Source organism: Gordonia sputi NBRC 100414, assembly GCF_000248055.1.
Classification (GTDB): Bacteria; Actinomycetota; Actinomycetes; order Mycobacteriales; family Mycobacteriaceae; genus Gordonia; species Gordonia sputi.
Genome location: NZ_BAFC01000086.1, coordinates 1 through 25852, shown reverse-complemented (window position 1 = coordinate 25852; position 25852 = coordinate 1). Strand labels below are relative to the sequence as shown.

Sequence of the window (25852 nt, the reverse complement as noted above, 5' to 3'; positions counted from 1 at the left end):
GACTTGATCGTCTTTACGGGCGTACCGTGTCGCCTGTACCAGCGACAACCCAATGGAGTGTCCCCATGTCTGATGCCCTGGAAACCGTCAAGAAGTACGTCCCCGACGCCGACCCTGCCGTGGTCGAGAAGATGGCGTCGACCTACCGCCTCGCCCTTCAGAACGCCGACGCCGCTCTGGTGTCGGCAAGCGATCCCGCAGAACTCAAAACCGTGCGCGAGAACTTCCTGAAGAAGAAGCTCGGTCTGACAGAAACCGACGCCTACCTCGACAATGCGATCAAGGACGTGCTCGCGGAGATGAAGGACGGCAAGTCCAATCCGCGGCTCGCCGTGTACTACAAGCTCGCTGACAAGTTCGGCAAGCTCGGCGTGTTCAAATAGCGCTGTTCACCTGGTTTCCGCCTTCGGCGTCGACGTCTTCACAGAGAAGTCGTCGACGCCGAACGCGTGTAGGCGCTCTCTAGTGCTGTACGTCACCCGGCATGTCGGAGGGCGTTGAGATGCAACAGGATCCGAAGGCTGCTCTCAGGTCGCGTTGAGAGCGCGGCAAGGGTCGACGGGCACAGTCGAGGCCATGCACGAGACATCCACTGACCCCAACTCGCCGACCGAGATGTTCGCGGTGCCGACGTCGCATCGTGGCATCGGTCCGAGCACGCGCACCGAGCGGTTCCCGAGCTTGCGCGAGAACAGGGATCTTTCGACGCCACTGCGCGACGAACTGGTCTCGCTTCTCGGTTCGCACGGGTCCGACCCCGCTCGACGTCTCGGTCTCTCACCCGACAGCGATCCGCGTGAGATCGCCGCTACAGCGCGCAGGATGTCGCAGGTGTGGCGTGAACGTTCGACAGATCCACAGATGACGTCCCGGGCGAAAAAGTTGTGCGACATCGCGGCGCAGACCTGCGAGGAGATCCTGCACGGTATCGAAAATGGTGCTGCTACAGAAGGTCGAGACTCTCCAGCGCGACGCCCGCATCCGAACTCGCTGCCGACAGCACCTCGCGCGCAAGGCGGTCGGTTTCGTTTTGGACGAGCTCGTTGACCGGCGTCGCCACGCCGTGTAGTCGCCCGAGCAGCACGATTTCACCGGACAGATAGTCGGTCTCGACGCTGCGCGCTCCACGGGCGACGCTCTGCCAGGTTGAACTGCCGAAGGAAGCCTCTCCGGTGTCACGGCGGACGATGGCATCGCCGCGCCGCTGCTTGTCGATGGCCTCGGAGACGACATCGATACCCGCCGCCTCGATGACCTCCTCACCTTCGGCTCGTGCGCGTCGAACAAGCTCGGCGAAGGCGTCGCCGTCGTTGCGGAAGCTGGCGTCGATACCGTTGACCAGGTTCATTATCAGTTTTCGATACTTCCACGCCATGATGTCGGGGCGCGGCTCGGAGAGGAACGTCGCGGCACGCAGTGCTGACGAAATGGATTGCGCCACTTCGTCGATACCCGACGGATAGCGCCCGATGTCGAGGATTCCGGGCTTGTTCGACGACGCCTGAACGACGACACCAGGCTCGAGATGCAAGGCGGGCAGCATCACGCACAGCGAGTAGACGTGCGGAAAGACGCGAAGCAGTTTACGTTCATTGGCGACGCCGTTCTGGGCCGACACCACCGGAGTGTCGAGAGGCATATGCGCCCGAAGGTCGGCGATGGCCGCGGCGGTCTGCTGCGACTTGACGGCGAGGAGCGTCACGGAGTCGTCGCTCCAGTCCACTTCGGACGCATTTGACGCAAGCGTGGTCGAAATGGATTGGTGTCCCTCGGCGGTGTCGAGGACGAGTCCGCCCTTACGCATTGCTCGCAGATGCTCGCCGCGCGCGACCAAGGTGGTGTCTGCTCCGGAAAGTGCCAGGTGAGCACCGATGACGCCGCCGGTGGCCCCGGCACCGTAGATGACGAAACGCATGGTCTTCAGGGTAGATGCGAGCGCGACGCGGGAGCGTGCCGCCCGCCGTCACAGTCACGCGGGACGGTGGGCGTGAAGAGCACTTGCGCGTAGCGTGAAAACCATGACTGATGACAACACCGAATTCGAGCACATCGGTGAGCTGATCTCGAAGGGTCGCGTCGCCTTCGTCACGACCAGCGAATCGGATGGTCGATTGCTGAGCCGTCCACTAGCAGTGCTGGACAGAAAATTCGACGGCGATCTGTACTTCTTCACCGTCGTCCCTTCGCCCAAAACTGACCAGGTCGCCGAGGACTCACACGTCAATGTGAGCCTGCAGGCCGACGACAACTATCTCTCGATCGCCGGCACAGCGTCGGTCACCCACGAACAGAAGCTGATCGACGAGCTCTGGAACTCTCACGCAGAGGCCTGGTTCGAGAAGGGCCGCGAAGACCCGGGCGTCGCACTGTTGAAGGTGCACGCCGACTCCGCCGAGTACTGGACCCTGGACAGCCCCAAACCCGTTGCGCTGCTCAAATACGCCAAAGCGATCGTGTCAGGCGAACAGCCCGACGTCGCCACCAACGCGTCGGTTGATCTCTGAGTGTTGGACGGCTCAGCCAGCCCACGGCGTTGACACTTTCGCGGGTCGGCTGCAGTATCGGCCACGCGTCCTAGGCTAGATGGTTCTAGGATGATCGAGCGTAATTCCAGATCGCATGGTCGATCTCCCACGGCGTGACGGGACGCTGCAGTCGCGCAGAAACAATTGGCGCGGCAGCTCGGATGTAATCTTCTGCCGATGCAGGATCACTCGGAACTCCTAGGCTCCTAAACCATCCAAGAATCATCCGGTCCGGCTTGATTCGGTTGTCGTCGCCAACAAGCATCCAGAGATATCCGCGACGTATGCCATGCTGTCCGTCGCCCGGAACGCGAGCTAGCTCGGCGTCAATGCTCGCGAGACGTGCTTTATCCCCCAATGCCTCGATTGCGTCCGAGAGCGATTCGACGCCGCTATCAACCAGTACTTGCGCGTAGGCGATTGAGGCATGTGCTTTTGTCACTCCTCCGCGAGTCGAGGTGAGCTGGCTATTAGTCAGGGACAAGAGTGCGTCGTCGGTGAATCTTGCGAGACTCGAAGCTCGTATCGGATCATCCTTGGGTAGCTCGTCGACTGGAACCACGGCACTGGAGACGCCCTGCGAACGGGCAAACTTGACGACGAGGGGCGTGACCACGTTGTCGTAATGTGCTCCGATACTCCACACTGCGTCGAGAATGCAGAGGCTGATGCTGCTCCATCGCCTGGTGCGCTGCTGGGGATTCAGATCAGCGATTCGGTCGGCGATGACGTCGAGTTGTTCTTGAGTGAGTGGCATTTCAGCTCCAATCGTCAGCGGCGTTGCTGTTAGCGACATATCGGGCGGAGCGCGGTTCGGGTTACAGGGTCAGCTTCCGTGCTCGGGTCGATAGCGACTAGGACGCAGACCCGAACAGCGGTGCGGGCTTCTTCGACTTTGGTGCCTCGCGCCAGGTGAAGGTCCATGTGGCCAGCGTTTCCCCGAGAACTCCTTCGTACTGGATTGCGGTCGGTCGAGGGCCGTTGACTGTGAACGCAACTGTGCCCTTGACACGTTGACCCGCTGACAGATACCCCGAGTGAAGGTCGGTGGTGCTGAAGTCGGGATCGTCGTAGGTTGTTCCGTCGGACGCCTTCGCGACAAAATAGAAGGGGTTGACCGGAATGGCGCCCCGGGTGCTTTCGATAGTCGCCGTGAAGCTGAAGGTGCTGCCGCGCAGGTTGATATCCGTGATCTGGACGTAGCCGCCCCAGCCGTCACCGGAGATGTAACGCGCGTTCGAGGGCGGTGCTGCGCTCGCTGCCGCGGGTACCACGGCGATCGAAAAGAGAGCACACATGATGGTGGCGATGATCGCCGCGAGGGTGGAACGCACAGTGGGTGTCCTGTCTGTGGGGAGTGTTGGTGACACCGTATGCGTAGGGTCTGACAATTCGGGCGAGTCAGTCGATGCCCAGTCGTCGCGCAACCTCGGGTCCGCCGACTGTCCGCACGAAGTCGGGATCGCCGCACACCACGAGTTGCTCGCGTGCACGCGACAGCCCGACATACAACCGTTCCGTCGACCGGCTCCTCACCTGGGACTCGTTGAGCGCGAGGACAATTACTCGACGCTCCAGCCCCTTGAAGCCGAGTACGTGTCCGTAGAAGACCTGCTCGTCGTCCCAGAACGTCGCCCAGTACGACGCGTTGCCCTCGGCTTGCCGCTCGATCTGTTCCGGGTGGCGACTGCCCGTGGTGAGTAGTGCGATATCTTCGGCACGCCAGCCTTCGTCGAGCAGGACGTCGATCTGGTCGTCCGCGGCCTCGAGGGCTTCCTCTGCGGTGCACGCGACGAATCGGATGTCGGGGCCTTCGCCGCCCTTCAGTTGCATACGTTGTCCGACAAGCGAACTGAATGCGCTCGCGATCTGGCGTGTGTTGCGCAGGTTGTGATCGAGCACGATCGGCACGAGCGGAACCGGTGGTGAACCCTGTCGGTCGAAGACGCGCTGCGCCTCGTCGCTGAATACGTAGATGCCACCGGTGTCCTGATCGCGCAGGCTTGCCAGCAACGGCGGCCACCACTCGTCGGCGAAATCCTGTGCCTCGTCGACGATGATCGCGTCGAATCGCTTGCCGGGTGGGAGGGTCTCGGCGAGGTCGTGCATCTGTTGTGGCAGTTCATGTTCCCAGAATTGCGACGCCGCTTCGGTACGAACAGACTCGTCGGGCCCGGCGGGGGCGCCCCACTGCATGCCGAGGTCGTGGAACTCGCCGACATAGGCCGGGCGGTCCTTACGGTTCCACGCCGACGTGATGCGCGTGAGGTACGACGCCAGCCCGTGGGAGTAGCAGACCAGTGCTACGCGTTGCCCCGCACGCGTGAGGCGACGTGCCTGCTCGAGTGCGAGGAAGGTCTTGCCGCTGCCCGCACCACCGCGGATCTCGACACGCGATAGTTGGTCGATAGCGCGCAGAATGACCGCTTGATTCGCGGTGAGCGCGTCGGCGACGTCCTCGTTCTCGATCGCTCGCGCGACGACGTCGCGCTGCGGGAGACCCCGCCCGCCGAGCGTCGTCTCGAGTTGGTCGATACCCGCAGCGTCGAGGAATGGTACGTCGGTTCCCTTCTGCAACAACACTCTTCGGACGAGGGGCATGATCTGGTCGAGCTGCGTGCGGTCAATGATCTTCCATCGTGGGCACTCCGGCAGCGCGAAGTCGGAGGGGATTTCGGTGTGGGGGAAGACCACGAGGTGATCCCAGCGTCGACGCCCCTGTGTCCATCGCGGATCGGATTCGACGAACTCACGCAGCGCGTAGCACCCTTCCAACGCCTGCTTGACGGGAGTGATCTCTTTCGGAGGTCGGCCGGTTCGCGCCTGCCACCACGACTCGCCGTCGTGCCATACCTCGCCACCCTTGACTTCGAGGCAGGCGATTCCCGCGCCCTCGATGGCCACCACGAGATCGATCTCGTGGTCTTTGTCGTGATCGGTGACGCGCTGGTTCGCGACGAGGAGGTCGGTGTCGAGGAGTTGTTCATTCAGCAGCCGCCAGACCGACTCCTCGGCACTCGAAGCGAAGCGGGGCGACTCGGGGATCGTATGCGGCATTGCATCCACTCTCTCGGTTCGCCTGACTGGCGTGGCTACTCATCGCAGTGTTGCAGGTGAGTCCGACAGGCTCGAAGTCAGCATCACGCTAGTCTCGCACTGTGACACCCGCGTTCCACGTAACCACGGAAGACCTGCGGCGGCGCTTCGACCAGGGAACCATGTCCCGCGGCGAGGCTTACTCCCGCCAGTCCATGGTGCGAAGCTACAACTGGGTCGAGGGTGATCGGGTTCTCGCGGGTACGTGTCAGGGCAGTGGTGGTCGCCACTACGCGGTCCGGGTTCATTTCACCGAGCGCCCGCCGACGATGGCAGCGTTCAGCCACGGTAACTGCACCTGCCCGGTCGGCATCGACTGCAAGCATGCGGTCGCGGTACTGCTCACCGCGTCATCCCCGGGTGGGCAGGGCAGCTTGACACGCGATCGCGCGCAGCGTCACCTCAGGGCCGTACCTCCACCACAGCCTCCGTCGTGGCGAAACCTCCTTGCCGGCGTGACAGTAGAGACTTCGACGCCAGTCCAGCCCGCAGGTGTCCCGTTGGCGTTGAGTTTCCGTCAGGCGACTCCCACCAAGTACTCACTAGGACCGTCTTTGCAACTGCGGCCCATGCTCATGGGGCGGCAGGGGCGGTGGATCAAGACCGGTGCGACGTGGCGCGAAGTCATCAGCGGGTACAACACGTCGTCGTTGAAGGCGACTCACGCGGGTGCCATCCGCGCACTGCACCAAGCGATCACCGGCCACAGCTATGCCACGTCGTCGGATTGGCTCAGTATGGCCGCAGCCAACCATGTTGTATGGGACGCGTTACGTAGTGTCCGCGACGCAGGCGTCGAGATGGTCGTCGACGCTGTTCCCGGTGCCGTCGAGGTAGAGCTCACGACGGCGTCGTTGCGGTACGACATCGAGGCGAACCCCGACGGAGCCGCGCTCCGATGCGGACTCGCCATCGACGGTGAACTGATCGGTGATCGATTGCGCGGCTACATCGGTCGGGACGTGCCCAGTGGAGTGTGGCTAGTCGGCGACCGTGTGCTGTCGCTCGCCGGGTTCGACCCGCCACTGGTCAAGGCGGAGGTCGACCTCCTCGCCCACAACTCACCGGTGCTCATCCCGCACGAAGACCTCGACGAGTTCGCTGTCGAGGTGGTACCGCGCATCGAGCAGCGTCGTGCCGTGCGCGTGGCCGACGGTGTCCTCACCCCGCCCGACGTATCGGGGCCCTTCGCCGTGCTGACCCTGACCGACAGCGGTGGAAACTACCGGTACGGCTGGAGCGTCGGTTATCAGGTCAACGACCGTCGTCATGTCTTCGACGTCGCCGAGAATGTCGGTGCGACGCCGTATCGAGACGTTTCCGCCGAGTCCGAGCTGTGGGAGTCGCTTCGCGAGCCGATGCAGGAGGTCGTCGAGTGCATCGCCTCGTGGTTCTCCAAGGCGTGGACTGCAGCGGCCACCCAGCGTTCGAGCACCGTGCGCGACCTCCAGCACGCATTTGAACAAGCAAGTCTCGCAGGGCAACAGGTCGAGATGCTCCCGGCGATGGCACTCGCCACGGCCGTACCGATCACGTCGGTCGACGCCGCGCTGCTCGTCGCGACGGTCCTGCCCGACCTTGCCGGCGATGAACGCATCGTGATCGACAACCGCATCGCCGTGGACTTCCGACAGCTCGACGACGAACCCTCGATCTCCTTCACCGCCGACGATTCGACCGGCAACGATTGGTTCGGCCTCGGCGTCACGGTCACGGTCGGCGACCACCAGGTCCCCACGTCGCGTCTCATCTCCGAATTGAGCTCTGGTGCCACGCATCTGATCCTCGACGACGGCAGCTACTTTTCACTCGATGTCCCGGAACTGCGTCGGCTCGCCGAGCTGATCGCCGAAGCCCGCGCACTGGGCGAGATCGAGAACGGAAAAGTCAGCGCCCGCAGCATGAATGCGACGCTGTGGGAGGAACTACTAGAGCTCGGCGTCGTCGACAAACAGATCGCGCAGTGGCGCGCGCAGATGGCCAAGCTCGCCGCGCTGACACCACCGAAGCGGGTGGCCTGTCCGCGGACGCTCAAGGCAAAGCTGCGCGATTATCAGCGCGACGGACTCAACTGGCTAGCGTTCTTGTCTGACAACAACATCGGCGGAATCCTCGCCGACGACATGGGTCTGGGAAAGACAATCCAGACCTTGGCGATGATCACGCGCGTGGTGAAGTCGACACCGCAGGCCCGCTACCTGGTAGTCGCGCCGACGAGCGTCGTGCCCAACTGGGTGGCAGAGGCCGGGCGATTCGCACCGTCCTTGACGGTCTCCTCGGTTGTCGCCACACCTGCCAAGTCAGGAATCGCAGTGTCCGACGCTGCCGCCGGAGCCAACATCGTTGTCACGTCGTACACGTTGATGCGCCTTCTCTTCGACGATCTCGACGCATTGCGCTGGGACGGAATCATTTTCGACGAGGCGCAGTTCATCAAGAACCACACCGGCAAGACTCACCAGGCCGCCCGGCGACTGGAAGCGCCGTCGAAGATTGCTATCACCGGAACTCCGATGGAGAACAACCTGATGGAGTTGTGGGCGCTGCTGTCGGTGACCGCGCCTGGCCTGTTCCCCTCGCCGACCGCGTTCACCGAGTACTTCCGCAAGCCCATCGAATCCGGGGCACATCCGGAGCGGATGGAAACATTACGACGCCGGATCAAGCCAATCATGTTGCGACGTAAGAAAGAGCAAGTAGCACTGGACCTTCCGGCCAAGCAGGAGCAGGTGCTCGCACTCGAGTTGAACTCCCGCCACCGCCGCATCTACGACACCCGCCTGACCCGTGAACGACAGAAAGTGCTTGGGCTGCTCGGTGATTGGGAGAAGAACCGGTTCCAGGTCTTCCGGTCGCTGAGCCTGCTGAGGCAACTGAGCCTACACGCGGGTCTCGTCGACGGCACACATAGTGGCGTGGCATCGGCGAAGGTCGAGTACCTGATGGAAGCGTTGCCCGAGCTCGTCGCCGAAGGACACAGCGCACTGGTGTTCAGTCAGTTCACCGGATTCCTCGACATCATCCGGGCGCATCTCGACGACGCCGAGCTGGCGTACAGCTATCTCGACGGGTCGATGACAGCGAATGCGCGAGCGCAGGCCGTCGACCAATTCACCAGTGGGGCAACGCAGATCTTCCTGATCAGTTTGAAGGCAGGCGGATTCGGCCTCAACCTCACCGAGGCCGACTACTGCTTCGTCTGCGATCCGTGGTGGAATCCCGCAGCCGAGGCGCAGGCCGTCGACCGTGCCCATCGGATCGGCCAGCAACGTCCGGTCACCGTCTGCAGGCTGGTCTCGGCGAACACGATCGAAGAGCGGGTCGTGGGACTCCAGGACCGCAAGCGCGCGCTGTTCGACGCAGCCATCGACGACGGTGAATTGTTCGGCACCGCACTCTCTTCCGACGACATCAGGGAGATGCTCGGGTAGCGTTCAGGCGCCGCTACAGTTCGACGTCCCACCGCCCGAAGTCAACACGTTTGAGTGGCTGAATGTGTCTGGCGCCCAGCCAGATCGGCGTCGTGTCGGGTTGTGTGGAGTACAGGCCGCGCGACGCAGATTTCACCCTGCTGTACTGACTCGGCCACCGGATCTCGTCGGCGAGGGCGTCGATGACGTCTTGCCCCCGGTCGAGTGCACGGCTGACGTACGTCGGCGCCGGCAAGACGTCGGATTTGCTTGTGTTGCACGGCTGGCACGCAAGGACGAGGTTCGCGAGCCCGTCGATCGGGACTCGCGACCACGGAAGGACGTGGTCGACGTGGCGGCCGGTGCGGAGTCGGGCGTTGCAGTAGAAGCAATCGTTGCCGAAGTGTTCGGAGAGGATGCCCGCGGGGCGGGTGAGCGAGACGCGTTCGGTGCCGAAGAGGTGGTCGGCGATGTCGGGGCCGTCGTCGAGGATGTCGCGGTTCATGTGCCGCACGTCGTCGACCCAGGCGAGCTGGAAGGCCGGTTTCACCAGCGGTGCCAGCCGTGCGAGGGTGTGGCACACGCCGCCGAAGAGAACGAGTCGGTTGCCGTGCTCGGCCATGACTCGCGTCGAATCGGTGCCCATCCACGAGTCGTCGTAGAGGAAACACTCGTGTGGGCCGGTGCCGACTTGTTGGAGGAGGTGGAGGGGGTAGCGCACGAGGTTCTTCTTGACCGCTTCGTGCGTTTTCGAATAGGCCGCAGGCGCAGCAAGTTTCGCGCTCTCGATGGGCATTTCGCGCAGGCTCGGGGTGCTGCACTGTTCGCGTAGGTCGGCAAGTGCAGCGAAGACCACGCCACGTCCGTCCCGCGACTGCCGCAGGACCACATGGCCTTTCTCGCTGAGCGGGCGTAGTTGGGTCCAGTACTGAGCCATGACGCGGTCGGTCAGCTCGTCGAGGTCGATCGGGACTTCCGCGGCGGGATCATCGGGGACGGATTCGACGGCGAGGTCGAGGAGCGCGACCATCACGGCGAGCTTGTACGTGGATGTCCGCCGCCCACCCTCGAGCACCGCGACCAGCTGCTGGCCGAGCGTCAAGGGGTCCGTGGGCACGGGGTCGAGTGTAGTGAGGTGAGGTCGATGCAGCGTTCAGTCTGCGATCATCGGATGATGCGAGAACAAGCGCGGAGGGCTCTGAGGCGGGTGGGGGTCGTGGTTCTCGCGTGCTGCCTCGGTGGTTGCGCGACGCAGAGTGCTGCTCCGGACCGCTCCTCAGCGGCGTTGACGACAGCGGTGTTGACGACCGCGGCGGCGTCGTCGAAGGCGACGTGTCCTCAGGTCGTGGTCGCGCTCGACCCCGGACACAACCCGGTGCGTATCGACGGCTTCGACCCGGTGACCGGCGCATCGCAGATCGACTATCCCAACGGCGCAGAGGATGCGGACGTATTCGCGGTCGCGACTCGGGTACGAGAACGCTTGCAACGGAGCGGGTATCGCGTTGTCATGCTGAAAACCTCTGTGACAGAGAGTGTCACGTATCGGCAGCGGGTGGGCCGTGCGGTGGCGGCGCACGCGCGTGTCGCGATCAGTATCCATACTAGCCCGGGTGCCAACGCGGTGTTCGTGCAGCGCGTCGGCCTGTATCGCGAAGGTACCGCGGCCGATGGCACGACGCTGCGCATCACATATCGCAGCGGGGCGACTGCCGCTGCCAGTCAGCGCTACGGCCAGGCGATAGCAGACGCTCGAACCCGAGCCGAGGGACTACCAGTCATGGTGACCAACAATGACTTTGGTGGTCGCGCACCGCTATGGACCGGCAACATCCCGATGATCGCGCTGATGTCCGACCGCGTGCCCTGGGTCTACAACGAGTTCGGACTCGACAGCGCGGGCGGGTCGACGCCCCTGCCATCGAGTTGGCTCGCCAGGTACGCGCAGGGCATCGCCTACGGCGTGCAGACCGCGCTTCCCGTGGACGGGCGGGGGTGTGCGGGGTGAGTCGGTGTGATCAGCAGGGGCTGGGTTCACCGATCTTGACCGCGGACAATACGGCCTCTCCCTCTGTGACAGGCGCGCCCGCGGATGGAGTCTGCGCGACGACGATCCAATTGCTGTCGACAACCTGCCTGCGGCCCTGACCCGTCGCGTCCTTGCTGCGTGAGTAGAAGACGCCGGCTTCCTGGATGGTGTTCTGTGCTTCCTGGAGGTTCATGCAGACGACGTTAGGCATGGCAGCTGCCTTGGGTTCGGTGGTCGCCGGTGCCGCCGCCGGAGCTTTCGGAGTTGTTGTTGCCATTGTTGTTTCAGTGACCTCAGCGGGTTGCGACGTGGTCACCTCTGCCGTCGTGGTGGTAGTGGTCGCCGTTGTTGGTTCCGAGCTCGAACCACTGCATGCGGTAAGGCCGAGTACTCCAGCGGCCACAAGTGCGCAGAGCGCGAGATGACCCTGTGTGCGAACGTGCTTCATCAGTCCTCCGACGGATAGTGTGTGACGACCCCCGACGTCAGATACTGGTAAACGTACGCATGCCTACCGACGCCATGTCCGATTCCGGATCGATTGGTCCGATCGGGGGACACAGCGTCACTCCTCTGCGTCCGTGCCCTTCTTTCTACGCCGCGGCGCCGCGGTGCTCACCGAACTGGTGGGCCTGGTCGACACCGGGGATCTCAAAGTTGAGATCGCGCAGCGGGTTTCGCTACCTGAGTTGATCAAGGTGCACGAGGAGGCCGAGGCGGGTCGGCTGCGGGGCAAGGTCGTCGTGGTTCCGTTTGGTGAGGACTGAGTGTCGGACTGCCCGTCTGAAGTCGACATCGGTCAGTGCGTCAGCAAGATTCGTCTGTTCGGCCGACGCTGGGACCGCCGACGATGGTGTCGGCGTCCAGTACTGTCACTGATCGATAATCGAGAGATTGGGTGAGAGATGAACAAGAAATACTCGGCCATCGCCGGGCTGGTTGCCGGAGGCGTCGCCGCAGGGTTGGTCGGGTTTGCCCCGGTTGCGTCGGCGGCTCCTGCGCCTACGCCGGTGGCGTACTACAAGAATTGCCAGGCGGCACGTGACGCGGGCGTCGCGCCGATCTACCGCGGCCAGGACGGATACCGCTCGGCACTTGATCGCGATGGCGACGGTGTCGCGTGTGAGACCGGGTCGCGATCAGCGCCGAAGCCCGCCCCGCAGGCGCAGCCCGCTCCCCAAGCTCAGCCGAAACCCCAGGCCAAGCCCCAACCCAAGCCGAAGAAGAAGGCTCCGAAGTCGAAGCCGAATCGTGGGGGTTGGGGCTCGGTCGAGTTCTTCTCGTAGCTCGTCCCCGCGACTGAGGACTTGCGTCACCTACAACCGGGTGACGTCGAGTCCTCCGTCGTGGAACGTCGAGCGCAGGCGCTTCTTGTCGAACTTGCCGACGCTGGTCTTGGGAACCTCGGGAATGATGGTCCAGTTCTCGGGGAGCTGCCACTTTGCGACCTTGTCGGACAAGAACTCTCGCAACGTCTCTGGTGTCGCGTCGGAATCCTCACGCAGCACGACGGCGACGAGGGGCCGCTCGTCCCACTTGGGGTCGGGTACGCCGATGACGGCGGCTTCGAGTACGTCGGGATGGCCCATGACGGCGTTTTCGAGGTCGACCGACGAGATCCACTCGCCACCGGACTTGATGATGTCCTTGGTGCGGTCGGTCAGCGTGAGGTAGCCGTCGGGGGTGATCGAGCCGACGTCGCCGGTGCGCAGCCAGCCGTCGTCGAACTTGTCGGCGGCGTCGACGCCGTAGTAGGCGCCGGTGATCCACGGTCCGCGGACCTCGAGTTCGCCGACGGTCTTGCCGTCGTGGGGGAGTGTTTCGCCGTTGTCGCCGATGAGTCGCGCTTCCACCGACGCCGGGAACCGGCCCTGCGTGTAGCGGTAGTGCCACCGCTCGTCGCCTTCGGTGCCCGCGGGTGGTCGGGCGACGGAGCCGAGAGGCGACGTTTCGGTCATGCCCCAGGCGTGGAGTACCTCGACGTTGTGTTCATCCTCGAAGGTGTGCATCAACGATGGCGGTACAGCCGATCCGCCGATGAGCACGTCGCGCAGTGAGGAGATGTCCTGCGGGTGCTGCGTGAGGTACTGGTGCAGGCCGAGCCAGATGGTCGGGACAGCCGCCGCGGTGGTGGGTTGCTCCGCAGCGATGAGTGCGGCCAGCGGTTCGGGCTGCAGGAAGCGGTCGGGCATGATGAGCGACGCTCCGATCATGAACGCTGCATACGGCAGACCCCACGACATCGCGTGGAACTGCGGCACGACGGCGAGCGCGCGGTCACCCTGCTTGAGCGCAGGACCATCCGTCATGCAGACCTGCATGGAGTGCAGGTAGATCGAACGATGGCTGTAGGCAACACCTTTCGGGTCGCCGGTGGTGCCGGAGGTGTAACACATCGCGGCGGCAGAACGCTCGTCGACCTCGGGCCAGTCGAAGTCGACGGCCTGCTCGGCGATGAGCGCCTCGTATGAGTGCACCTGCACGCCGTGGGGAGCGTCGACGCCGTCGGTGGAGTCGCCCGTCACGATGACGTGCTTGACGGTGGTCAGCTGTGGCAGTTGCGGGTTGAGCAGCGGCAGCAGTGAGGGGTCGGCGATGATGACCTGATCCTCGGCGTGGTTGGCCACGTGGATCAGCTGCTCGGGGAAGAGTCGGATGTTGAGGGTGTGCAGGACCGCACCCATCGCGGGCACGGCGAGGTAGGCCTCGAGGTGCTCGGCGTTGTTCCACATGAACGTCGCGACGCGCTGGTCACCGTCGACGCCGAGCCCGCGCAGTGCGTGTGCCAACTGTGCGCAACGTCGTCCGACATCGGCGTAGCTACGACGCCGCGAGCCGTCTCCGGTCCAGGTCACGACCTCGGCGTCGCCGTGGACCGTGCTGCCGTGGCGCAGGATCTGCGCGATCTGCAGCGGTGCGTCTTGCATAGTGCTCTGCATGGGTGCTCCTGGCTGGGGTTGCGTTACTGAAATCGTTGCACCTGAGGCTCGGAGAAGTGACTGGTTTGCTGGATGTTCACAGGTGTGTGAGCGTACTCGGCAGCGTTGGACCTCGTGTCAGAAAAGTCAGCTACTGTTACCGACAGTAGGAGTCGAGCCGCAGGAGGACGTCCACATGGTGGATAAAGTGTATCAGTATCCCGCGTATGAAATGGTTCAGGTGGCAGGGAGTAAGCCGCTGGTGCTCTTCGGTGCTCCCGCAACGGATATATCAGAATGGGCAGGAATACCCCAGCGCGGCCGCCTCGACGATAGTGAGACCGCGGGTTTTCAACGAGAGGAGAACCCGAATCGTGTCCGCGAGCTCTCGGAGTTCTTTGCAGATTCTGCGAACGTTGTTCAGAATCCGCTCCTATGTGCTACTCAAGATAGCTCGGCGGTCACCTTCAGTAGAAACGATAATAGCAAATGGGCCGCTAGGTTTTGGGACTGTCTCGATCAGGTGCACGGAATTTTCTGGGTTTACACTAAAGCGGCTGATCGACCGTGTAGTCGCGAACCTCGAGTCCCGAGTTCCGGACCTCGCCGAACAAAATCTGAATCCGAATCGATTGGCTGATCTACTCAAACGAGTGGAGGATTTGCACGATATAAAAATAGAGAAAGATATAGACTCTGGCGACATTGTTGATGACGAATCTATGGACGACCTGGGCTCGGAGCACGGTGAGACGATTGGTGGCGATTCAAATAATGACGCTGCTGCGTCTGTGTTGCTAGCGGATGAAACTCAGCTTGCAGACTTTTACCTGGAACTAAAATATCGATCCGAGATACTCTCCAGAATACCGTCCGAAGATCCGACTGAATTGCTCGGCTTCTCAAAGGAAGCAATGACCTCCTATCTTGAACCCATCGTTCTCGTAGATGGCCAACATCGTTTGCGAGGTGCGGTCGCGGCGGCGTCTGCGCTGGCCGACAATGCTGACGGGAGAGAACAGCAGGCGGATCTGGTTGATTCTGGGGTCGATCCAGGCGAAGCTTACCGCCAAGTGGAGATGGCCAGAGCCAGAGTGCTACCGGTTTCACTGTTGCTAAACGCGTCGCCTAGTGAGCATGTGTTCCAGTTTGTCGTGGTTAACCAAAAAGCAACTCCAATGGGTAAGGCACTCTTAGGAACTATTGTTTCGACAAGTCTTTCTAGGGACGAACTGGAGCCGGTTGCTGAGCGCCTGAAAGATGCTGGTATCCGACTAGAGGATTCCCAGGCTGTTGCATACTTGACGCGTGCCTCGGAGAGCCCATTTAAGGGATTGGTACAGACGGGTGTGAGAGGCGATCAGAAAGACGCTCTCGGATGGAACGTTCTGAAGGGTCTCGTCACGATATTTCGCGAGCTAAAGGGCGGCAAACTTTATGGTTCAAACAATGACTATGCGGACATGTGGAAGAAGCGTCACCTCGAGCAGTCGGGTTTCGTTGCAGATGCGGAGGGTGGACTCGGCGAGATGTTCGCATACTGGAGCCGCCCCGACGGGCCCTGGCGCGACGTCTTTATCAGATTCTTCACCTTGATCCGCGACAAGTTCGGCGCCCCTGATGATCCCTCTGCAAACAACGGTTGGGGGGCGACCACCAGCAACCTGTTCAATATGGTAAGTCTCACTATCTTGTCCGCCGACTATTTCCAGTTCCTTATCGAAACCCGCCAAACGTTGAGTGATGTAACGGACGTGAACAGAACTTTCGACGAGTGGCTTAATGGAGTCAACTCAAGTTACTTCGCACGCGATTGGAATCTAGGAGGGTTGAAGAAGGCGCAGCGTCCGGTCCAGGAGCAATGGGCGAAAGTTTGGACCGAGTATCGGAAGAATCCTGAGCGGCTTCCGAGAAACGAGAACTACCGCCCGTCCGGCCGATAATCCGTTCGAACCCAAATCTATGAACGTTAGTAACCTTATCGGATTCCTCGCAAAAGTCGAGAGCGCAAACGACGCACCTTGGGATGATAAAGCCTTACACGCGATATCGGACTTAAGCGTTCCTGAAGCGATCCTCGGACCTCGCGGGTGGTTGATGCAGGCCGATGTCCGTTTGTCGTGGGTTGCGTGGTTCGCACGGCAATTTATAGACAGCACCAGATTCTCGATCGATAGGTCCCTTACCTGGAGCGTGGCGTATGCACAGTGCTCCCAGCGACTGGTCGACTACTTCGAAGACTGTCCACGCGACGAGATAAGAATCGCCGCACGCAAGATCACAGATATAATTTGGGCGGAGGTTGAGGTAGAACGTTCCGAACGTAACAGGGTAGCCGTGTCGAACGCGCTGAAGGAAGATCTGTGGTTAGCCAACGAGCCAGGTTCCAGATGCTACTTGTGCGGGCGGGAATTTGATGAGCTTGCGCGGGAAAAGTATCTCGGTCGGCGTACTGGAATTCGGGATAGGGCGTTGCCGACGTTCGTTGATTTCACCAGGCCAATTGGATTAGTGCCACGTGACTTAGACGTTGAGATCGACCACTACTTGCCCGTTTCGGCCGGCGGTCGTACTGAACTTGCGAACCTGCGACTCTCCTGTGGGTGGTGCAATCGCATTAAGGGTGCAAGGTCGACTCTATATCAAGGAACTGCCTACTCAGGCAAAGTGCTGTACGTGAAGGAGTTAGGCTATTGTCAGGTGCCAGATCCATTATGGGTTGTAAGGGTAATCGCGACGAGAGGGCGCTGCGAGTACCGTGGAGGTTGCAGCGTGACACTGGCCTCGGGTGAATTGTTTGTAGCTCCTCGCCGACAAAATACGCGGGAACTAACGCCGTTTACGATGGGCGTCTACTGCAAAGAGCATGATCAATGGAAGACGGCGCGGTATGTACCAAGAACTGCACTCTCCGGTCGGCACGACTCCGATAGCCGATCGGGGCAGCGCTAGTTCAATACTCTACGTCTAACATTGTCAAATATTTCAGGGTTGGTCCTGACAGCTGATTCACAGCGTGTTCTAGTTGATGATGAATAGCCCTGGTTGCGTCGACGAGGCTACCGAAGCTGATCAAGGTGCCACGGTGAAGAGCCTGGCGTCGTATGATGGCGCAACCAGAGCTTGACTCTACTCATTGACGATCCGATCCCGACTCGCCGGTGCCGTCGGACCCCGCAACACACTTTCCCGCTGATCACGTTCGCCGATTAACACCAACGGGTGCTGCGCTGCAACATCATTCACCACTCCCGCGCAGAGTGAAATGTAGACGGATTCAACCCCAAAAGTTATGCGAGAATCACCGTGACTTTCGATGCGTGTAGTTAGTTAGCGGACTCGTGTAGGCGCGGGCCCTAGTTTCGGAGTAGCCGGTGCCCTCGGATCTGCACATTCTTCGAGCGAAGAGTGGACTCCCATCCACGAAGCCTACCTATCTGCTCTGGATGTTCATACAGCCCATGCCGTATCTCGGAGCGAGTGAGCCGCGCGTAGAGGTCGCGGCGTTGGTCATCTGCACTCACAAATTCCTCCTTGCGATGAAGCAAAGGCGGGTTATCGGAATCCCGATAGTCACGTAGTTCGATGGTTTGGTCCTTTAGGTCAACTTTGAGCGAAGTAGCGAGCGTTGGGTGCGCAGAGCGTTCGAAGGTTGGGTACGTAAGGTAAGATACACCAGGTTCAGATATATGGAGTTTAACCATGTTCGCGTCGGGAACAGACCCCACCAGGGAGCGCGCACATCCCTCGTACACCTGAAGAACAGGCGATAGTTCCCCAACGGCTGAGCGATGAACGTAAAGAGAGGTCGGTGTCTGTTTGCCGATTGGTGAAGTTCGAGCTTGAACTGTGAGAAGTGCCCGGCTCCCGCAAGCTCGCAGCACTTGGTCGGCAGCCTCGCAGGCTGCGGTGTAGCTGCCGAAGGAACCGCGTATGTCATTCCGCAGAACCTGATCGAGTTGCTTGAAGCGGGGGCGCCCGCCAAAACGCGAGAGCGCCACGTAGATGAGCAATTCGGATCTTCTTCGGGCAAGAACCTCATCCCAGTGGTCTTTGGCGACGACTTTGCGCGTGATGCTGATCGCCCGGTTAAGTGTTCCTACGCTCTCGCGGATAAGAAGTGTCTCGCTTGGACCGAGCTCGCTTGCTTTAGGGGGTCGTGCATGTGCGCTCATAAATTTGAGAAGCGGCCTGAGGGCAGTCTCATTCGCGCTGAAGGCGGCGTGAGCATCGAGCTTCGCGCGAGGACGATAACTGTAGACGCGTGAGGCAAGGAACTGCTGAGCCACGCTCTCCTCGCGGAACACGTAGAACACGCCAGGCGCTGCGGCATACGCTTTGGTCGATAGTTGACTCTCGATCCAACCGCGAAGCTCTTGATGCTCGAAGAACTTTTGAAATGTTCCGCTAGTGGTGATAATCCCGTCGCCGTAGCGATGGCCAGATAGCCCTCTCTTGTCCCAAGACATTCGGGCTGATACGACGAGCATTTTCTCTGCAAGTGACCATGCGGACCCAAGTGTCTCGCCACGCTCCGTTGTATCTTCGATAACATTTATGACATAGCCCAAGTTTACGATGTCTGACTGAATATGCTCAGCCGTGGGCAGATGAGCAGGATCCCACCCGTTCGCTCGATGGCCAAGGGTGCGAAGTATGCGAACGTCGTCACCTCGGCCACAGCCATAATCGAAGAAGCTCTCGCCTGGGCGTAGCAACTCGTCCGCAATTAGGTATGCCAGGGGCTTCGATAGTTCATTGCGGTGGAGCGCGGTCTTATGACGCGCAATCTGCGCATTGGGCACTTAATCACCAAGTCCAACCGCTGCGAGGCCTGCCACGTCTATGACCCGTGGGTCGCCTACGAGATAGCCGATACCTCGGTGTAGGTGCAGTCGGAACTGTTGGTCTAGAGACTCTTCGTCGTGCGGGAGTCTGTCATTGATGCATCGCTGCCTGAGGAGCGACCAGTATATCTCACCGTGGTCTCCGCTGAATGTTCTCCAGCTCATCTCGAGATTGCTATCAAGAGTTAGCTTAATGTTCGGCGGTGGTGCCTCCTCGCCGAGAGAACGACAGAATGCCCAGCGGCACAGTACATTCCAGTTCGAGATACCTGTCCGTCGCTTGAGCGTGGCGAGCTGGTCGCGAGCTGCTTGAGATACTCGGATATGTTCAATTGGCATACCTACCCCCGGATCCTAGAAATAGCCGTTCTCGATGGTTGTTGAATTCGTGTCTGAATGGAACTCGAGTCGATAGGCCCGTCCAACGCGCGAGGCGATTCGGGCATACGCATCAGCGTCGATCTCTGTGTCTGTGGACAAGAGGATGACCTGATGGCTAGCGTGCGGGAAGTACCGGTCAAGTAAATGCTGGCGGTGGGTGCCGTCAAGCCGACCCAGAGGCGTATCAATCACGACTGGCAGCGGCTGCCCGGACGCTCGCGCTAGGCCCCATAGGAGAGCAACAGCGAGTAGCTGGCGCTCACCTGCGCTCAAGTCGTTAGCTGGAAGTGGGCTGCCGTCAGGCGACGTCAGCCGGACGTCGTAGGTCTCGGGGTCTATGTCAACGGCGCCCACTAGTCGGTCTTTCCGCAGCAGCGTCGCAAGCGCTTCGAGGACCAGCTGGCTAATCTTTGTGAGGTGGCGTTGAGTTGCGACAGTGCGTAGGCGCGAAAGTGTTACTTGAGCGCGCTCGGCGTGCTCCACCAGTCTTCTGGTGTCGTCGGCTTGGAGATTTGCATGAGCAGCCTTATCGAGGGCGGACTCATATGCTGCGTCTGCTCGCGCGCGTTCGTTGCGTGCCAACCTAAGCTGCTCCTCTGCCTGATTGAGACTTGCCTCGGCGCGGTGAACTGCAACTTGGGCATCATCTCGTGCAAGGCGGTAGACCGCGACGGCTTCAGGATCGGGGATTGCTTCGAGGGCGCGTTCCGATTGATCGAGTTCTTCGCGCAGTGCGGAGCGCCTTTCAATCACAGCCTTGAGCCTGCGATGGGCACTCGGAAGGTGTGATCGAACGATGCCCTCGACCACAGACGGGCTCACCAGACCTTGTATAGGTGATCCAGATGCGGCACTGAGGCGGCTGCGGTCACGAGCAAGAAGATCTGAAACCGTTTCAACAATTGAGGGCTGCACTTCAGAACGTCGGAGCTTATCGATCACCATGGAGTCACGTGGTTCCAGAGCGTTTGCAAGTAGGCGATTGCGTCGTTGCTCTGCGTCAGCTTCCGCCGATTCCTGCAACTGCGTGAGCAGTGGCTGCACGAGGAGGAGCGGAGCAAGGTCGCTTAGCTCGTCACGAACACCCTCCTCACACTGCGCGAGTGATGCCTTGGCAGCGTTCGCGGCAGCCTCCGCTGAAACCCGTTGCTCTAGGAGTTCACCGCCCACTGCACGAAACGCCTCGGTCGCGTCAAGCACTTGCTTCTGCTTCACTTCAAGCTCGATGCGAAGCGCGGCAACCGAAGCAAGGCATGCTTCTTCTGATTGGCGCAGCGCCGTGACGACTTGCTGCTTCTCAGCAACCGCATGGCGAATATCCTCAGGCAGCTGGTCGCTCTGATTTCGCTTACGCAGAACTGACAGGTCAGAACTGAGCCTGTCGACGAGATCGAGTCCGAGTAGTGCGTCGAGGGCAGAGCGGAGGACCTGCCTGGACCGATCCATGTCAGCTAACGCCTCAATCTGTTCACCATCAAAAAAGAACAGACCAGCTACGCCTCGAGGGAGGAAGGTCTCAACGTGCTCATTCCAATTTGTAGTTAACGCTCGGTCGTGACGGCCATCAACGGAGACAAGAAGGATCTCACGAATGGAGCTTCCTCCAGCCTTCCAGCTTCGTCGTAGCCAGTACTGGTGTTCCTGTCCTTCTTGATAGGCGGTGAAAGTAAGTTCAATGGAACCGCCCTCGGACAGTGGTACACCGCGATGAATAAGCCCGCGAAGGTACTTATCGTAGCTACCCGATCGTCGTCCAGTCGAGTGAACAAGTGCTCCGTAGAATCCGAGCTGGATAGCCTCAAGGATTGTCGTTTTGCCGGCTCCGTTGAGCCCGCCGATGAGGACTATTGGTTTGGTTCTAGTCTTTGGCGCTAAGTCGATTACATGGCGGCCCGCAAAGGTTCCGACGTTGTCCAAGGTCAATCGATCGAGAATCATGCTTTATTCCTCGAAGGAGACTTAGCTCGGACATATCCATCCGCGACGTCCAAGGGATCGGGTTCACCCACAAGCCGTCGATCAACCTGTTTCGGAGATTCAAGAATCTCTCGGCGACGGGTGGCACGTTCGGTAGCGTCATCTTCGTCGTTGTAAAATCCCCTTTTCAGAGCACTCTCGAGAGCATCAAACAGCCCAGCTCGGCGCACTCGCGCCCGATGACGCTGCTCCACATCGAGCAGTTCGCGCACCAGCTCGAAATGGAGTGGATCGTCTTGACTAACCTCGTGTAGCGCGTCGATCATGTCAGACCCTAGGGGCAAGTGCTCGTCGAGCGCCTGACCGGGATAATGCTCGCCCGTAGCCTCCTGATAAATACGAGGAAGCGAATCTTCGAACTCGTGCTTACCTACTACCCAAATCCGCCTGATTTCCTCGAGCTCTGCAAGTGTTATCAACTCCAAGTTTCGAACATACGCGGGTCCGTTTTCGCGGATCCAACTTTGGGCTTCCAGCAACTGCTGAAGCCAGTCGGCTCGTGCTGATTGCTTATACGGCCCTGGAATAGTCTTTCCATGGAACAGCTGGACGGACCCGTTCATGCGACGAAAATCACGCAGATGGCGATCGTCTGCCACGTCGAGCCTGTTGCGCAGGTCGAGGAGCGGAAGCATCCACTCCTTCTCTTCATCGTTCTGAATCATCGCCGACATGGATTTGTCCTTCTCAACGAGAGTGCATGTCCAGCATCCAAAACGGCTGTCTCCACAGCTAGGAGTGCTGGAATCGACCACTAACGGGCACTCACCGTCCGCGGAGGCGCCCTGGTACATAGTCAGGAGCTCTTTGTTCTCGTAACCCCACGGATTTGGTGACTGCATGAGAAAGGTCCACACATCGTCATTCGACCAATTCTCCACCGGTGAGAAAACGAGGCAGTTGGGGAGTGACTCGTTCGGGCTAAGGAGATCGCGCGTCCTTTTGCTTTCAAGCGCTGTCATTCGCGCTGAGCGGACAGAGCTTTCGGCTTTTCTGGTACCCAAGACAAGAATCGCTTCTCCGTGGGATCGCACCATAGATCGTATGAATGAATTCGATGGCTTGATCTTAAGCCGTTCAGTACACCATCGAAACTTCGGCCGAGGCGCAGGATACCCCCGGCCAATTAGGTTCACCCAGAACGTATCTGATACTGCGGGCGTGAGACGGTTCGGAGTGATCGGTAAGCTTTGTGCCGCAGCTTCTGTAGCCATCACCTCCAATGAATGAGTTACCCACGCGGCTACCACAGGGTTCTCGACGAGCGTGTCGGTGCTGATAACGTGAACAGGTTTGGTGCGACGATCCGCTGGCAATTTCGACAATGCAAGCCACACGAGCTGCAGCACGGCTGTGGAGTCTTTTCCTCCCGAGTATCCGACTACCCATGGCACGCCGTCAGAGAGGTAGAGCTTTTGCGTCTTTTCGATCAACGCTTCGACAGTGTCAGCAAATCCGAGGTCATCGAACGCGGACTTCGGGCGAATCGGAATAGTAGTCACGAGCGATCCTCTTGGTTGAAATGAGTGCTTGCTGCCTGTTCGTCAGGCGGCAGTCGTAAGCCGATTGCAGATCGAATGTATGCGGTGGTTAGGACAACATTTGCGCGCGACTTTGTGACCTTGCCTCCCAGCGTTGCGCGGCCCTCCCAAACCTCACGATTATTGCGGTGCCAGTCGATCTTGCGAAGCCTTGATATGTGTCGCTTCCATGAGGAGGGCTCTTGCGACTCGCGAAGTAGAGTATTGCCTACTTTTCCTAGTGCGTGGAGCACGATGCTGTGGGTGTGGATAAAGTCGCGACGTACCTCGCCTGCAGTGACTTCTCCGCGATGTACTTGTTGCCACGACGGGAACTGGTCTGCGACTAGCTTCCAGTAGTTGGCTGCGAGGTCAACGCGCTCAGTGAGCGTTTCTGTCTCAACCTGGTCCAGGAGCGCGGTGTTGGCAGTATGAAACGCGGACAAGGTGAACAGCTTTCGCGATCGTACTGCCAGGTTACTTGTTTCCATCTCTGTAAGATCGTTGAGCAGCAACGATTGCGTGATTACCAGTCGTGAGACGGCCGCTAGCGGGTCGCGGTGGTCGTATAAAACGCCGATGGACTTGGCGGGACGAATTGCGTATCTGTTGAGGTCGGCGAACATTTGCTGGCACCGGCTCAGTCCGGCATCGATAAACATGACGATGGCGATGGTCTCGTCGCCGATGTCGGGGCTCTCGGTTAGAGCTTGCTGAATGGCTGCGCGGCGGTGCTGCCCGTCGTTGATCACGAACTTCGCTTCCATCGGAATCGCAAGAGTCCCAACACGTCCAGTGGGGCTGTTCTCCTCCGTTAGTGTGTCAAAGCGTACCGCTGCGCTGACGGACGCAGTAAGCGCCGAGAAGGTGTAGGAGTCGGGATTATCCACGATATACCGCGCGATCTCCGGTACTCGCGTCTTGTTGAGCGAGCGCTGTGCGCGCATTTCTGGTGGGAGTTCCTCCTCGTCGTAGATAAACAAACGAGGGATTAGCCGTAGAGGGCACATCGTCACGTAGTACTCGCGCCCAGCCTGTATCCCCTTGATGGCTGGGAATACGTACTCGAACTCATTCGACTGCGCAGTCGACGTGGGTAGTGCTGGGACTTGCGTGGCCATACGGCGATTTCCTCCGCGGTCGTGTACGGATCGGAGCATCCATACAACACGATAGCCGATTCCGTACTGATGTCCGAACAGTTCGGTAGGCTGCTGTGCATGACGGTATCGAGCGTGTCTGACGTAGCGAGTGGTTGCTCTGGCGAGGGGCGGCAAACGATCTACCTCGACCACAGCGCGACAACTCCCGTTGATCCGCGTGTTGCTGACGAGGTGATGCACTACATGGTGGAGGAGTTCGGCAACTCGGGGAGCAGGACCCACGCGTTTGGCCAGCGCGCCAAGGAACGCGTGAATAGAGCGCGACGGGAAGTTGCGGAAGTCGTTTCCGCTCAGCCTGACGAGGTGATCTTCACCAGTGGCGCCACTGAGAGCAACAACCTCGCAATTCTTGGACTTGGGGCGTTCGGTGAGGAAGCTAACCGAAAGCACATCGTGTCAACTCAGATCGAACACAAGGCAGTCCTGGAGCCGCTGAACGTTCTGGCGCAAAGAGGGTTCGAGGTCGAGCTTATACCGCCGACACGCGGAGGGTGGGTAGACCCCGGCCATCTTCTCGCTCGAGTGAGGGACGACACGCTACTGGTATCCGTTATGGCTGCGAATAACGAGACCGGTGTACTTCAACCCGTCTCCGAAATCGCGCAGGGATTGTCGACACGTGACACCTACCTACACGTGGACGCCGCCCAAGCGTTCGGCAAGGTGGTTGATCCCCTTCGGAACTCTCGTATCGACATGCTGTCCGTGTCCGGGCACAAGATCGGGGGGCCGAAGGGTATCGGAGCCTTGATTACACGCCGGCGTGGGTATAAGCGGCCACCGCTAGCCCCGATGATGTTCGGCGGTGGCCAGGAACGCGGTCTCCGCCCGGGAACGGTACCCGTGCCACTGGTCGCAGGGATTGGACTTGCATCGACCCTCGCACTAGAAGAGTGCAAGGAACGCGAGGAGAGCTGCAAATTTGTTAAAGATTCACTGGTGCGGGCGCTCGAGGGTCTTGGAGCGCGGTTCAACGGAGACCTCGATCGCTCTTTATCCACAGTTGTCAACTTTTCAATCAAGGGGATAGATGCGGAGGCTGCGATTGTGGCCCTCAAAGATGTCGTAGCGATATCTAATGGCTCGGCGTGTACTTCGAATTCGTACACACGCAGCCATGTATTGATTGCAGCAGGTATCAGTGCTGAACAGGTCGACGGCGCTTTGCGTATTTCATGGTCTGCCAAATCCCAGATTCCTGCTAGCTGGATTATTGAAAAACTAGAGCAGATCCAGACTAAGGGGTAAGTATTTATGGCTGCGCTAAGTCGGTTGTTGGCACACGGAAGCGGTAATCGCATTAGTGCCAGGCGAGACTCGAACAAGTAGGATTATTGACGATCGATCGCGGCAGCCTCATGATCTCGGACGCTCAGAGCGGCCTGGGTGCGGTTGTGCGGTCTGCTCGAGAACGACTGCTCGTCGCGACCGACCGTCTTCGTCGAGCGCAGTCATCCTCGCGTCGCCGTGCTCAATTGTCGAGCCCGAGTCGATCGCACGAATTGGTAGCGATGCGTAGATCGTGCGCCGACAGTTCGGGCGCTGAGCACAAAGCCGACCAGGTACCGAATCGGGTACACGCGCCAGGTGGCTTAAGAAGTCAGTAGTTCTCGAGGTCTGTTGGCGCGGGGGGCCGGCGGGGCGTGGCGCGGAACATTGTCACGTCACGGCAGCGTCGAGCCCGTTCGGTTCCGGCATCGGTCGAGAAGCCGTCGAACTCGTTGTTGCGACGGCGTGGTCTCGGCGTTGGGAATCGACCTTTATCCCGCGCAGCTGAACTGGTGCAGAGGCGGGCATGGAACGCGCGTTTGGGGGTATTCGGCCCGTGTGGATCGCGTGCAGCGACGGCGAACACGGGCAACCTCGGAGCACATTCCGGTAGGCAAAATTGAGCCGACAGCATTCGCGGAGTCCGGCATCCTCTCCCATGTTCGTACTGCGCCACTTAGGTATTCATACCAGAGCACGAGGGCCGCGACATTCGGG

At 60.2% G+C, this 25852-nt stretch carries 21 protein-coding genes; 9 read left to right on the top strand and 12 right to left on the bottom strand.

What is annotated here, in order from left to right:
* The first annotated feature begins 65 nt into the window (after positions 1 to 65).
* Positions 66 to 383, top strand: a complete 318-nt coding sequence (locus GOSPT_RS14595) for a DUF2853 family protein (RefSeq protein ID WP_005207148.1) — start codon at positions 66 to 68, stop codon at positions 381 to 383.
* Positions 384 to 943: 560 nt separating this feature from the next.
* On the opposite strand, the gene GOSPT_RS14585 is transcribed toward GOSPT_RS14595, so the two are convergent.
* Positions 944 to 1915, bottom strand: coding sequence for a ketopantoate reductase family protein (locus GOSPT_RS14585; protein ID WP_005207147.1), 972 nt, complete (start codon positions 1913 to 1915; stop codon positions 944 to 946).
* Between the two features lie 103 nt (positions 1916 to 2018).
* On the opposite strand from GOSPT_RS14585, the gene GOSPT_RS14580 reads away from it, so the two are divergent.
* The gene (locus GOSPT_RS14580; protein WP_039856146.1) at positions 2019 to 2504 is read left to right on the top strand and encodes a pyridoxamine 5'-phosphate oxidase family protein; all 486 of its coding nucleotides are present in this window, start codon (positions 2019 to 2021) and stop codon (positions 2502 to 2504) included.
* Positions 2505 to 2589: 85 nt separating this feature from the next.
* Here GOSPT_RS14580 and GOSPT_RS14575 read toward each other — a convergent pair whose 3' ends face one another.
* From GOSPT_RS14575 to GOSPT_RS14565, 3 genes are all read right to left on the bottom strand, one after another.
* Positions 2590 to 3282 (bottom strand): DUF8548 family protein, encoded by a 693-nt coding sequence (locus GOSPT_RS14575; protein WP_005207145.1) that lies wholly within the window; start codon positions 3280 to 3282, stop codon positions 2590 to 2592.
* A gap of 97 nt (positions 3283 to 3379) precedes the next feature.
* On the bottom strand, positions 3380 to 3859 hold the full coding sequence (locus tag GOSPT_RS14570; RefSeq protein WP_005207144.1) for a DUF1942 domain-containing protein: 480 nt from the start codon (positions 3857 to 3859) through the stop codon (positions 3380 to 3382).
* A gap of 67 nt (positions 3860 to 3926) precedes the next feature.
* Positions 3927 to 5582, bottom strand: coding sequence for a nuclease-related domain-containing DEAD/DEAH box helicase (locus GOSPT_RS14565; RefSeq protein ID WP_005207143.1), 1656 nt, complete (start codon positions 5580 to 5582; stop codon positions 3927 to 3929).
* A 161-nt stretch (positions 5583 to 5743) separates the two neighbouring features.
* On the opposite strand from GOSPT_RS14565, the gene GOSPT_RS14560 reads away from it, so the two are divergent.
* Positions 5744 to 9052, top strand: a complete 3309-nt coding sequence (locus GOSPT_RS14560; protein WP_051993922.1) for a DEAD/DEAH box helicase — start codon at positions 5744 to 5746, stop codon at positions 9050 to 9052.
* A 13-nt stretch (positions 9053 to 9065) separates the two neighbouring features.
* On the opposite strand, the gene GOSPT_RS14555 is transcribed toward GOSPT_RS14560, so the two are convergent.
* The gene (locus GOSPT_RS14555) at positions 9066 to 10148 is read right to left on the bottom strand and encodes an HNH endonuclease (protein WP_039856129.1); all 1083 of its coding nucleotides are present in this window, start codon (positions 10146 to 10148) and stop codon (positions 9066 to 9068) included.
* Positions 10149 to 10175: 27 nt separating this feature from the next.
* Between GOSPT_RS14555 and GOSPT_RS14550 the strand changes: the two genes are divergently transcribed.
* Complete coding sequence (locus GOSPT_RS14550; protein WP_231894332.1) at positions 10176 to 11039, top strand: N-acetylmuramoyl-L-alanine amidase; 864 nt, start codon at positions 10176 to 10178, stop codon at positions 11037 to 11039.
* Positions 11040 to 11049: 10 nt separating this feature from the next.
* Here the strand turns inward: GOSPT_RS14550 and GOSPT_RS24350 are convergent, their stop codons facing one another.
* Positions 11050 to 11271: a PASTA domain-containing protein gene (locus tag GOSPT_RS24350; RefSeq protein WP_269449453.1), complete on the bottom strand. Its 222-nt coding sequence runs from the start codon at positions 11269 to 11271 to the stop codon at positions 11050 to 11052.
* A gap of 325 nt (positions 11272 to 11596) precedes the next feature.
* On the opposite strand from GOSPT_RS24350, the gene GOSPT_RS14540 reads away from it, so the two are divergent.
* A complete protein-coding gene (locus tag GOSPT_RS14540; protein WP_082933542.1) occupies positions 11597 to 11827 on the top strand; it encodes a zinc-binding dehydrogenase in 231 nt (76 codons plus the stop codon).
* 138 nt (positions 11828 to 11965) lie between these two features.
* Positions 11966 to 12346, top strand: a complete 381-nt coding sequence (locus GOSPT_RS24070; RefSeq protein WP_005207136.1) for an excalibur calcium-binding domain-containing protein — start codon at positions 11966 to 11968, stop codon at positions 12344 to 12346.
* Between the two features lie 30 nt (positions 12347 to 12376).
* On the opposite strand, the gene GOSPT_RS14530 is transcribed toward GOSPT_RS24070, so the two are convergent.
* Entirely contained in the window at positions 12377 to 13999 is a 1623-nt protein-coding gene (locus tag GOSPT_RS14530) for a long-chain fatty acid--CoA ligase (protein WP_005207135.1), read from the bottom strand.
* Between the two features lie 632 nt (positions 14000 to 14631).
* Here GOSPT_RS14530 and GOSPT_RS14525 point away from each other — a divergent pair.
* Positions 14632 to 15921 carry a ParB N-terminal domain-containing protein gene (locus GOSPT_RS14525; RefSeq protein ID WP_039856128.1) on the top strand — a complete coding sequence of 430 codons (1290 nt, stop codon included), beginning with the start codon at positions 14632 to 14634 and terminating at the stop codon, positions 15919 to 15921.
* Between the two features lie 19 nt (positions 15922 to 15940).
* Complete coding sequence (locus GOSPT_RS24670; protein WP_083837483.1) at positions 15941 to 16930, top strand: HNH endonuclease; 990 nt, start codon at positions 15941 to 15943, stop codon at positions 16928 to 16930.
* 404 nt (positions 16931 to 17334) lie between these two features.
* Here the strand turns inward: GOSPT_RS24670 and GOSPT_RS23205 are convergent, their stop codons facing one another.
* From GOSPT_RS23205 to dndB, 5 genes are read right to left on the bottom strand one after another with little or no spacing between them, the layout of a single operon-like run.
* Positions 17335 to 18783, bottom strand: a complete 1449-nt coding sequence (locus GOSPT_RS23205) for a DNA phosphorothioation-associated putative methyltransferase (RefSeq protein ID WP_005207132.1) — start codon at positions 18781 to 18783, stop codon at positions 17335 to 17337.
* Positions 18784 to 19164: a DNA sulfur modification protein DndE gene (dndE, locus tag GOSPT_RS23200; protein ID WP_005207131.1), complete on the bottom strand. Its 381-nt coding sequence runs from the start codon at positions 19162 to 19164 to the stop codon at positions 18784 to 18786. It abuts the gene before it with no gap.
* A 15-nt stretch (positions 19165 to 19179) separates the two neighbouring features.
* Positions 19180 to 21144 (bottom strand): DNA sulfur modification protein DndD, encoded by a 1965-nt coding sequence (gene dndD / locus GOSPT_RS14515; protein WP_005207130.1) that lies wholly within the window; start codon positions 21142 to 21144, stop codon positions 19180 to 19182.
* Complete coding sequence (gene dndC, locus GOSPT_RS14510; RefSeq protein ID WP_005207129.1) at positions 21141 to 22685, bottom strand: DNA phosphorothioation system sulfurtransferase DndC; 1545 nt, start codon at positions 22683 to 22685, stop codon at positions 21141 to 21143. The genes dndD and dndC overlap by 4 nt, the downstream gene beginning before the upstream one ends.
* Complete coding sequence (gene dndB / locus GOSPT_RS14505; RefSeq protein ID WP_005207128.1) at positions 22682 to 23824, bottom strand: DNA sulfur modification protein DndB; 1143 nt, start codon at positions 23822 to 23824, stop codon at positions 22682 to 22684. Before dndB ends, dndC begins: the two co-directional genes overlap by 4 nt.
* A 99-nt stretch (positions 23825 to 23923) precedes the next feature.
* On the opposite strand from dndB, the gene dndA reads away from it, so the two are divergent.
* On the top strand, positions 23924 to 25114 hold the full coding sequence (gene dndA / locus GOSPT_RS14500; protein ID WP_005207127.1) for a cysteine desulfurase DndA: 1191 nt from the start codon (positions 23924 to 23926) through the stop codon (positions 25112 to 25114).
* The last annotated feature ends 738 nt before the right edge of the window (positions 25115 to 25852 follow it).

Coding starts and splice junctions, on each gene's coding strand:
- dndE (WP_005207131.1), bottom strand. CDS start 19,164: ATGCCAATTGAACATATCCGAGTATCTCAAGCAGCTCGCGACCAGCTC.
- GOSPT_RS14585 (WP_005207147.1), bottom strand. CDS start 1,915: ATGCGTTTCGTCATCTACGGTGCCGGGGCCACCGGCGGCGTCATCGGT.
- GOSPT_RS14580 (WP_039856146.1), top strand. CDS start 2,019: ATGACTGATGACAACACCGAATTCGAGCACATCGGTGAGCTGATCTCG.
- GOSPT_RS14550 (WP_231894332.1), top strand. CDS start 10,176: ATGCAGCGTTCAGTCTGCGATCATCGGATGATGCGAGAACAAGCGCGG.
- dndB (WP_005207128.1), bottom strand. CDS start 23,824: ATGGCCACGCAAGTCCCAGCACTACCCACGTCGACTGCGCAGTCGAAT.
- GOSPT_RS14530 (WP_005207135.1), bottom strand. CDS start 13,999: ATGCAGAGCACTATGCAAGACGCACCGCTGCAGATCGCGCAGATCCTG.
- GOSPT_RS24670 (WP_083837483.1), top strand. CDS start 15,941: ATGAACGTTAGTAACCTTATCGGATTCCTCGCAAAAGTCGAGAGCGCA.
- GOSPT_RS24350 (WP_269449453.1), bottom strand. CDS start 11,271: ATGCCTAACGTCGTCTGCATGAACCTCCAGGAAGCACAGAACACCATC.
- GOSPT_RS24070 (WP_005207136.1), top strand. CDS start 11,966: ATGAACAAGAAATACTCGGCCATCGCCGGGCTGGTTGCCGGAGGCGTC.
- GOSPT_RS14595 (WP_005207148.1), top strand. CDS start 66: ATGTCTGATGCCCTGGAAACCGTCAAGAAGTACGTCCCCGACGCCGAC.
- dndA (WP_005207127.1), top strand. CDS start 23,924: ATGACGGTATCGAGCGTGTCTGACGTAGCGAGTGGTTGCTCTGGCGAG.
- dndD (WP_005207130.1), bottom strand. CDS start 21,144: ATGATTCTCGATCGATTGACCTTGGACAACGTCGGAACCTTTGCGGGC.
- GOSPT_RS14575 (WP_005207145.1), bottom strand. CDS start 3,282: ATGCCACTCACTCAAGAACAACTCGACGTCATCGCCGACCGAATCGCT.
- GOSPT_RS14565 (WP_005207143.1), bottom strand. CDS start 5,582: ATGCCGCATACGATCCCCGAGTCGCCCCGCTTCGCTTCGAGTGCCGAG.
- GOSPT_RS14560 (WP_051993922.1), top strand. CDS start 5,744: ATGTCCCGCGGCGAGGCTTACTCCCGCCAGTCCATGGTGCGAAGCTAC.